Below are 2,865 nucleotides of genomic sequence, written 5' to 3'. Positions count from 1 at the left end.
CTAATATTTAAATTTTTATATTTGATGCAATAATATTATATATTTAATGTTATTTTTGGATTATCATTGACATTATTTGTTTAGTTATTTAAAATATATATTAGATGAGATGTTACTGTTAAATCAGGCATGACCTAAGTATAGATATGAGCAAAATGTTTTTGCTTGTTCTACTTAGGTTTTATTTTGGAAAAAAAGTAACATTGATTCATCATTTATTCAGGTACAATAAAGAAACGAGGTGAAAAAATTAGAATTTAGTACTTGAAGTAGATAAGTAATAATACTTGTTGAATTTATTTAAACCGTTGATTTATTTAAAATTAAAGAAGGAGATTAAAAAATGAAGAGATTAGGGAAAAAGAAGATTGTTTCATTAATCATGGTTTTATCAATGGTTATTACAACTATTTTTAGTTTACAAATATCTAATGTCGATGCATCAACTAATGATGAAAAAGCCAAAGAATTAGTTAGTAAAATGACATTGGAAGAAAAAATTGGCCAAAAATTAATGCTTTCTTTTAGAAGCGGCTGGACAATGGAAGATGGTACAAAAGTATCATCAGTTCAAAATATCAATGATGAAATTTATCAAATCATTGGTGAATATGATATTGGTAGTGTTATTTTATTTGCTGCTAATTTTAATGCAGATGCAACTGTAAATGTTGAATTAACAGATGGTTTACAAAGAGCAGCAATGGATAAAGATTTAGGTAAAAACAATATTCCATTATTGATTGCGGCTGATCAAGAAGGCGGAATCGTATATCGTTTAACAGGTGGTACAGCTTTACCAGGTAACATGGCATTAGGAGCTACTGGTGATACAGCAAATGCAATAAAAGCTGGTGAAATTATTGGTAGCGAATTAAGCGCAGTTGGAGTAAATACCAATTTTGCGCCAGTTGCTGATGTAAATAATAATCCTAATAATCCTGTTATTGGATTACGTTCATTTAGCAGTAATCCACAATTAGCAGCTGAATTTACTTCTGCATATATTGAAGGAGTACAAAGTAAAAATGTAGCAACAACAGCTAAACATTTTCCAGGACATGGTAATGTGGCAACAGATTCTCATACAGGATTGCCTTCAATTAATTCAACTAAAGAAGAATTATATCAAACTGAGCTAGTACCATTCCAGGCTGCAATCGCAAGTGGTACGGATATGATTATGACAGCACATATTCAATTCCCAAATATTGTTACAGAAGAACTTTACTCAAGTATTAAAGATGAGTTTATGAGTCCACCAGCAACTTTATCTAGAGAGATTTTAACAGATTTATTAAGAGATGAATTGAATTATGATGGAGTGATCGTAACGGATTCTATGACAATGGCTGGTGTAGCTAGTTATTTTGATGTAAATGAAAGAAACTTATTAGCTGTAAAAGCCGGGGTTGATATTTTAGATATTCCATTTACTGATATATCTTCTATGGCTGATATGGAAACAAAATTAATTCCATTGATCAATGCATTTGTTGATGCTTATACTAAAGAAGATGGTTACAATGGAATCACATTATCTGTTGATGAGTTAGATAAATCTGTAGAAAGAATTTTAACTTGCAAATATAATAGAAATGTAATGGATTTGGTTAATAATACAACTACTTTAGCTGAAAAGAAAGCAATTGCTTCAAGTGTGGTGGGATCAGTCGAAAATCGTGAAACTGAAAGATTGATCTCTGCAAATGCAGTAACTGTAGTAAAAAATGAAAATGATGTATTACCTCTTAAATTAACTAATGATTCAAGAGTAGTATTTGCATCTACATATTCAAGAAATAATAATCGCTTTGTTTTGGCTTGGGAAAGAGCAAAACAGGCAGGAATTATTCCTGAAGGAGCTGATTATAAAATTTTACAACACTATAATTGGACAGGATTAAATGATAACGTTAATAGTGCAATAAATTCTGATGGTACTAATTTTGTCGGAACGAATAAAGACGTTTTAGATTGGGGTACTGTTCTTGTTCATGCCTCAGAAATTAGTAGTGCTGGTGGTATAGATGGTTATTTAGTTGCATGTCCACAATTATTTACTAATTATTGTAAACAAAATGGAAAACAGACTGTTGTTATTTCATTAAATCATCCATATGATGTACAAGCATTCCCTGATGCTGATGCCATTTTAGCAGTATACGGTACTACAAGTGCTGGATTAGATATTACTGAATCATTTGGCGGGGGTACAGTAGGCGCAACAGCTGCGTTTAGTCCTAATTTAACTGCAGGGACTGAGGTTGTTTTAGGTACATTTGGTGCTTCTGGTAAATTACCAGTAGATATTCCAAAATATGTTCCTGGTTCTAAAGTATACTCTACTGATGAAAATGTGTATGAATTAGGTTTTGGTATTGAATATGAGGCTCTTGCTAAAGAACCAGATAAAGCAGCTTTAGTAGACGTTATTGATCAAGTAAAACGATTAAATGAGGCTGAATTTACAGCTGAATCTTGGGCTGCTGCAGCTAATGAATTAAATGAATTACAAACAGCATTACAAACAGCAGAAAATATTAATTTAACTCATAAATTGGCGCAAACGATCGTAGATGAGACTGAAAATGATTTACAAGAAAAATATACTGCAGTTTTAGATTTGCTAGTAGTTAATAAAATTGATAAAACAGCATTACAGATAGCTGTCGATACCGCAAATACTTTAAAAACTCAAAATGCATTAGATAATGTCGTACCAGCAGTTGTTAATGAATTTGAAGCAGCATTAACTGAAGCTGAAGGTATTTTAGCTGATTCTAGCGCTGATCAAACAACGATCGATGCATCATTCTATCGTCTAGCTAACGCAATTCATATGTTAGACTTTGTAAAAGGTGA

1 protein-coding gene is annotated in these 2,865 nt (G+C 31.6%); it reads left to right on the top strand.

From position 1 onward, the window contains the following. Window positions 1-343: 343 nt before the first annotated feature. A partial coding sequence (locus BR82_RS0114380) for a glycoside hydrolase family 3 protein (RefSeq protein WP_034865275.1) occupies window positions 344-2,865 on the top strand: 2,522 nt, incomplete at its 3' end.

This window comes from Thomasclavelia saccharogumia DSM 17460, from assembly GCF_000686665.1.
Taxonomy (GTDB): domain Bacteria; phylum Bacillota_I; class Bacilli_A; order Erysipelotrichales; family Coprobacillaceae; genus Thomasclavelia; species Thomasclavelia saccharogumia.
The sequence above is the reverse complement of the archived record's forward strand: the minus strand, read 5'-3'. Positions and strand labels throughout refer to the sequence as shown.